6 protein-coding genes are annotated in these 6,600 nt (G+C 51.4%); 3 read left to right on the top strand and 3 right to left on the bottom strand.

Features of this window, described 5'->3' with window-relative positions:
- Positions 1–217: 217 nt before the first annotated feature.
- On the top strand, positions 218–976 hold the full coding sequence (locus DXA36_RS32255; protein WP_118683601.1) for an exodeoxyribonuclease III: 759 nt from the start codon (positions 218–220) through the stop codon (positions 974–976).
- Between the two features lie 21 nt (positions 977–997).
- Positions 998–1,801: a hypothetical protein gene (locus DXA36_RS32250; protein ID WP_147366674.1), complete on the top strand. Its 804-nt coding sequence runs from the start codon at positions 998–1,000 to the stop codon at positions 1,799–1,801.
- Between the two features lie 106 nt (positions 1,802–1,907).
- Here DXA36_RS32250 and DXA36_RS32245 read toward each other — a convergent pair whose 3' ends face one another.
- On the bottom strand, positions 1,908–2,933 hold the full coding sequence (locus DXA36_RS32245; protein WP_118683599.1) for a hypothetical protein: 1,026 nt from the start codon (positions 2,931–2,933) through the stop codon (positions 1,908–1,910).
- A 250-nt stretch (positions 2,934–3,183) separates the two neighbouring features.
- Here DXA36_RS32245 and DXA36_RS32240 point away from each other — a divergent pair, with 250 nt between their 5' ends.
- Entirely contained in the window at positions 3,184–4,566 is a 1,383-nt protein-coding gene (locus DXA36_RS32240) for a radical SAM protein (protein WP_118683602.1), read from the top strand.
- Between the two features lie 67 nt (positions 4,567–4,633).
- On the opposite strand, the gene DXA36_RS32235 is transcribed toward DXA36_RS32240, so the two are convergent.
- Entirely contained in the window at positions 4,634–5,200 is a 567-nt protein-coding gene (locus DXA36_RS32235) for a TetR/AcrR family transcriptional regulator C-terminal domain-containing protein (protein WP_118683598.1), read from the bottom strand.
- Between the two features lie 207 nt (positions 5,201–5,407).
- Positions 5,408–6,448 (bottom strand): ROK family transcriptional regulator, encoded by a 1,041-nt coding sequence (locus DXA36_RS32230; RefSeq protein WP_118683597.1) that lies wholly within the window; start codon positions 6,446–6,448, stop codon positions 5,408–5,410.
- Between the last annotated feature and the right edge of the window lie 152 nt (positions 6,449–6,600).

Here is a 6,600-nt window from a genome sequence, read left to right as displayed (position 1 = left end):
CTGCCCTGCAAGGATTCCTGGAAGGGGCGTTATAAGCACGCCGGTCCTTAGGCGGCGTCCTTTGCCGCCTTAGTACCGCTGCGTGATTATCCGAGCGGAAGCGTCCCCTGGAAGGAACCTTGCAGGGCAGCAGGCCCCACAGGGAAGCAGGGGCAGGTGGCGCCGGATTTTTTTATCTACACCCAAAAAGACGAATGTTTCGAAAAGGAGGACGGATATGAAACTGGTATCGTGGAATGTTAACGGCCTGAGAGCCTGTATGGGCAAAGGGTTTATGGATTTTTTTGAGGAAACGGATGCGGATATTTTCTGTATCCAGGAGAGCAAGCTGCAGGAAGGCCAGATTTCCCTGGAACTGCCGGGCTACTGCCAGTACTGGAATTACGCGGTGAAAAAGGGGTATTCCGGCACGGCTGTTTTTACCCGGAGGGAGCCTTTGTCGGTGGCTTACGGGATAGGGATCGAGGAACACGATCAGGAAGGCCGGGTGATCACCCTGGAGTTTCCGGACTTTTATATGGTGACGGTATATACCCCCAATGCCCAGGATGGGCTGGCGAGGCTGGATTACCGGATGATCTGGGAAGAGGAATTCCTGAAATACCTGAAGAAGCTGGAAGAAAAAAAGCCGGTGATTTTCTGCGGGGATCTGAATGTGGCCCATAAGGAAATCGATCTGAAGAACCCAAAGACCAACCGTAAAAATGCGGGATTTACGGATGAGGAGCGGGAGAAATTTTCCGTGCTTCTGGAGAATGGCTTCCTAGATACGTTCCGGTATTTTTACCCGGATTTAAAAGACGCCTATTCCTGGTGGTCCTATCGTTTCCATGCGAGGGAAAAGAATGCAGGATGGCGGATTGATTATTTTCTGGTATCCTCCCAACTGAAGGACCGGCTGGAGGATGCCGTGATTTATAAGGATGTTTTCGGTTCGGATCATTGTCCGGTCGCCCTGATTTTAAAGGACGAATGACGGAAAAAGGAGATGGGCAGTATGAAAAAAAGCAGTTTCAGATGGAACAGAAGAACCGGGAGCGCAGTGTTTACAGCAGGTATCTTAGCCTGCGGCCTGCTGCTTTCCGCATGCGGGAAGGATACGGATGAGACTTCGATGCATATCACGGAGACGGATATCCTGATCGAAGAAGAGAGTACGCCGCCGGAGAGCAGCGGGGCGGAAAGTACGCAGGAAGAAAGCAGTACTCAGGAAAGCGTTTCTTTTGATTGGGAAGCGGAGGAAATCGGGATGGCGCCTACCGGTACCTATGACGGTATTGTGGTGGACGCGGCGATGAACAGCATGGTGATCGATACGGCGGATGGAAACATGTATGCGGTGAGTTTCCCGGAAACGGAGGATGTGGTGGACACGACGGACGGCATTCTTTTGGGGCAGGCGGTTACCGTAACCTGTAAGGAAGGCGTGGCCTCCCGTGTGACGGACAGTGACAGGAAGCCCGCGGCTGACAGGGAAGCCTTATCCTTTGCGGCGGATGTGATGTTCGCCTGTAAATACAGGGATATCAATGCACTCTCTGAACTGGCCGGTTATCCCCTGTATGTGAATTTGGGAGATAAGGACATGGAGGTGGAAAACGGCGGAGACTTTCTTGAGATACCGGCATCCGATATCCTGTCCGGGGAACGGGTAAAGGCGGTGCTTGGCACCAACCTGTTTGAACTGAAGGAGCTGGACGGCGGGAAGTATGTGCTGGGAGCGGAAGAAGGAAAGCCCAACATTATATTCCAGAAGGATACCGGAAGGGATAACGGATTTGCGATAACAGGAATTAATTAAAAGCAATCGTATACCACGACAGACAAAAAACAGCCATACCCCATGCAGCGGCACAGAAAGCCGGGAATGGGGTATGGCTGTTTTTTTCGGGAGGACGGCGCTTTTTTCAGCAGAGGGCTTCACAGGAAACCGCCGGGGCTGCCGCCTGAAGAAGCCGGGAAAGGGAAAAACCGGCCTGTGTTATGCAGAACGAAGCGCCGCCGGGAAGGGGAATCCTGCCTTCAGAATCGATTTCCAGAAAACAGGACCTGCCCGATATTATATAGTCGATCCTTTTATAATCCGCAAAAAGCTCTATGGGAAAAACCGGATGTTCGGGATGATATCGTATCTGGTAGACGGATTCGGCCAGCCGTTCCCGAGCAGAAGGAGGCGTATCCTTCTGCGGGAGAAAGAAAAGCAAAGGGGATTCGCAGTCTTTCAGACGCAGCTGCAGTTCTTCTCTGCCGCTGTCCGAATAGTAATAGTGGTTGGCAGCCAGGCATTTGTTCTGCCTGAGAAGGCTGATATTCTTCCGGTAGCTGGGGGCAATTTCTGCGGAAAGCAGCAGATTGCGGCACTGGGAAAGCAGGAGGGCCTGCTCTTCCTGCAGTTCTTCGTCCGGGAGGAAGATCAGAAAAGCACTGTTATCGTACCGGCGGAACAGAGAGATAAGCCCCTGCCAGTCCTCCGGGACAGCTTCCAGACACAGACAATACGTATAGATGCCCAGGCGGCGTCCTTCCTGAATCAGCGCTTCCAGCCGGGAAAGACAGAAGGCTCCTTCCGGATGATAATGGATAAAGAGGCTCCAGGGAACCGCAAGCCCATGCTCCCTTTCGTAGGCACGGATAAGCTCCGCTCCGTAGGTCCAGCTGGTATATCCGATATTGACGCCGAATTTTTTGAGCGTCTCATGGTCGATCTCTTCCGTCAGCCGGGAAAGAAGGGAATAGTAAGGGCTGTTGCCATCCAGAAGAAGAGTCTGGGAAAGCGCAAAAAAATTTTTCTGGAAACGGCCCCGGGCGAACTGTCTGCCCAAATCGGCAAGCTTTCGGACGCTCCTCTTGGGATCCTCCTGCATTTCCTTAATACCGCGGTTTACCGCGGCTTCTATGAGATAACGGGTGAACTTTTCCGGTTTCAGTGACATCACTTCCTATCAGTCAGATTTGCACAGCTTCTTCTACCATTCATTGTATCATACCCGTCCTGTTTTGCAACGGAAAGAGACATTTTCCGCAGGTTGTCCCAAAATGTGACATTTTCAAAATTTGTCCAAAATAGGGACACCGGGAAAAGAGTGTCCAATGACAGGGAACGCTTCCGTAGTTAAACTGGCAGGTAACAGGGATACAGGAAACAGGCAGGCGGCCTGCATGAGCCGCGGAACGGAGGAACGTATGGATTTTACACACCAGGCGGAACGGAAAGCTTTCCGTATTGCTATTGACGGGGCTTTAAAACATGTAAAGAAGGATCGGGAAGAAAGCTTCCTGCAGCTGATTGATTTGGCGGAAAAATTTATGGGAGGCTGCAAATTCAGGAAAGAGGATTATGAGCGGGCCAGGGAACTGGTCAGGGATCCGGACGGAAAATGGATGAAATATGCGGATCGGATTCTGCAGGAGGTGGATCCTCATGTTGTGAAGATGACGGCGCTGAATCTGGGGTTTGAAGCGTTTTTTTACGGGACGAAACGGATTAACCAGATGAGAAAGATACATAACTGTAATATCCCCTGGCTGCTGCTGGTGGATCCCACAAGCGCATGCAACCTGCACTGTACGGGCTGCTGGGCGGCGGAATACGGGAACCGGCTGAATTTAAGCTATGACGAGCTGGATGGTATCATAACCCAGGGGAAGGAGCTGGGCATCTATCTGTATATGTATACGGGAGGGGAGCCTCTTGTGAGAAAAGACGATATCATCCGGCTGTGTGAGAAGCACAATGACTGTGAATTCCACGCCTTTACCAACGGAACCCTGGTAGACGATGCTTTCTGTGAAGAAATGAGACGGGTGGGGAACCTGTCGCTGTCCATCAGCCTGGAAGGTTTTGAAAACGCCAACGACGGAAGACGGGGGGACGGCTGTTTTGAACGGGTGATGGAAGCCATGGATCGGCTGAAAGCCCACGGACTGGTATTCGGAACCTCTGTCTGTTATACAAGAAATAATGTGGAAGCGGTCACCAGCGATGAATTCCTGGATATGATCATAGAAAAAGGCTGCCGGTATGCCTGGTATTTCCATTATATGCCGGTGGGGAATGACGCGGCGCCGGAATTAATGCCTACCATGGAACAGAGGGAATATATGTTTCACCGCATACGCGAAATCCGGGCGCTGGAGGGAGGAAAACCCCTGTTCGCCTTTGATTTCCAGAATGACGGACAGTTTGTTGGCGGCTGTATTGCGGGCGGCAGGAACTATTGCCATATCAATCCCAATGGTGATGTGGAGCCTTGTGTATTCATCCACTATTCCGGGGCCAATATCAGGGAGGTATCCCTGCTGGAGGCGCTGCAGCAGCCGCTGTTCATGGCATACCGGGAAGGGCAGCCGTTTCATGACAACCTTCTGCGGCCTTGTCCCATGCTGGAAAATCCGGAGATTCTCCGGGAAATGGTTGCCGGGACCGGGGCGAAATCCACGGATCTGCAGTGTCCGGAGAGCGCCGGACATCTCTGCGGAAAGTGCGAAGCATATGCGGCGCAATGGGCTCCCATAGCGGACAGGCTGTGGGAACAGGAAATGGATAAAAAAGGAAAACACAGGTAGCAGTTCAGGGTTCTTTCTCCGGTTTGGGTATGGCGCCGCCATACCCAAACCGGAGAAAGAACCCTGTTCAGTCCGTAGGAGGAGCGGCCTCGTTCCCAAGTTTGCTGAAAATTTCTTCTGCAAACAGAAGGAGGACGCATTTCAGATGGCCCGTAAATTCTTCGGCAGTGGTTTCATTTTCCCCAGAGAGCCAGCGCAGAAGGGCGGAAATCAACCCGTCATAGAAGAAATCCAGTAAAAACTGCTGATCCTCGTTGCTTTCAAAGCTGTCGGAAAGAAACAGGGGGACCAGAGGCTTAATGATTTCAAGAAAATAGTCCTGGAAGGAATTCTGCCCTTTGATAGCCAGTGCACAGCGGTAAAAGCTTCTTTCGCTTTCAAAATACCGGCAGACATCCACCAGCAGATCCCAGCCGTTGTCGTAGCGGTCCACATGGATATGGGAAACAAATTCGGTGTAGAAAATCCAGTTTACCAGGTCATATTTATCTTTGAAGTGGTAGTAAAAGCTTTTCCGGTTCATACCGCAGCCTTCACAGATGTCATTTACATTGATTTTACCGAAGGGCTTCTGCTCCATCAGGGATTTTAAGGAAGAAGCAAGAGCGTTTTTAGTTATATTGGAATCAGCCATACATTCCTCCCGCAGCATTTACATATGTAACCAGTGTACTTATTTTTTACGGGAAAGTCAACTTGAAAGGAATGTCGGGCGGCTTCTTCTGTTTTGGCTATATGACATGCACGGAGGCAGATGCATCCGTACATGCCGGCAGAATGCCCGTGAGGAAAGTAACGCCCGCCCGGATGAGCGGTCACGCCTGACCTGTGAGCGCAGGAGTTATTCCTTGATAAACTGTATTTCTTCAAACATCCGGCCGGCTGTCAGGAAAGCCAGACCGTCGTAATAATCGTGCCATACATCCGGGGAATAAAGGATCTCCGCAGCCATTTGTCTGGGCAGCAGTGCGGAAAGGCCGTCGCTGACGGCGCCGATGCAGTCCGGGCGCAGATCCGGGCCGCCAAGGGCTACGTAAGCGGGATTCAGGATGCCGCATACCCAGCCGATGATTTTAATCAGATGATTGACATATTCGGTATCATTCATTGTTTCCGTCAGATAGTCATCCAGCAGATGATCGCCGTCTGCCGGCAGAAGGCCAAGCTCTCCTGCAAAGTTATTGCAGCCGCGGATAATCCGCCCGCCGCTGATGAATCCGGCGCTGATGCAGCTTTTCTCAAAATGCAGAAAGGCCATATTGGTATCTTCCGGGTTCTCATCGGGAAATTCTTTGGCATAGCAGCGGCCGAAGCCGATTGCGGTGGCATTCAGATCGTTTTCCATGATGACGGGAATATGATATCGTTCCGCCAGGAAATCGCCGATATCCGATTTATAGAGTTTGCCGTCCTCCCGGCTTTTCCTCCAGTAGCATCCTTTTTCCACAATACCTGGAACGCCGAGGCCGATGGATTTGATTTCTTTTTCCCGGATCAGTTCATCCAGGCAGGAAAGCAGCGGCTGCCGGTAATTTTCGCCTACCGTCTCCAGCTCTTTTTTTTCCACGATTTCCCCGCACATATTGACCAGCAGAAAAATCACCCGGTCATCCAGGAGGCAGAAGGCGGCGCCATGGTAGCGTTCCGGATTCAGGCGGTAGCGTTGTGCTTTCCGCCCCCCGCTGGACTCATCCAGGCCGATGCCCTCAATTTCTCCGTTCTCCAGCATTTCGGAAAGAAGGGAGCGCACCGTGGTGGAACTGATCCTCGTTTCCAAGGCGATTTCGGCCCTGGTGGCGGAACCGTTTGTTTTAATGACCCTGCGTATCAGGGACAGATTGGCCTGTTTTAAAAGATTAGGTCTGGCAGTTAAGGAATCCATGCTATCATTCTCCTTGCAACTTTTGTAATAAACTTATATAAGTATTTGATGAAAGTATAAACCGGCATCGGAAATTTGTCAACAGGAAGAAAAGTGCACGGGTGTAGATAAAAAAGTTTGGCGTCCCCCGGCCCTGCTTCCCTGTGCGGCCT

It is taken from the genome of Eisenbergiella sp. OF01-20, from assembly GCF_003478085.1.
Classification (GTDB): Bacteria; Bacillota; Clostridia; order Lachnospirales; family Lachnospiraceae; genus Eisenbergiella.
Note: the sequence above shows the minus strand (reverse complement) of the source record. Positions and strands in the feature narration are given on the sequence as shown.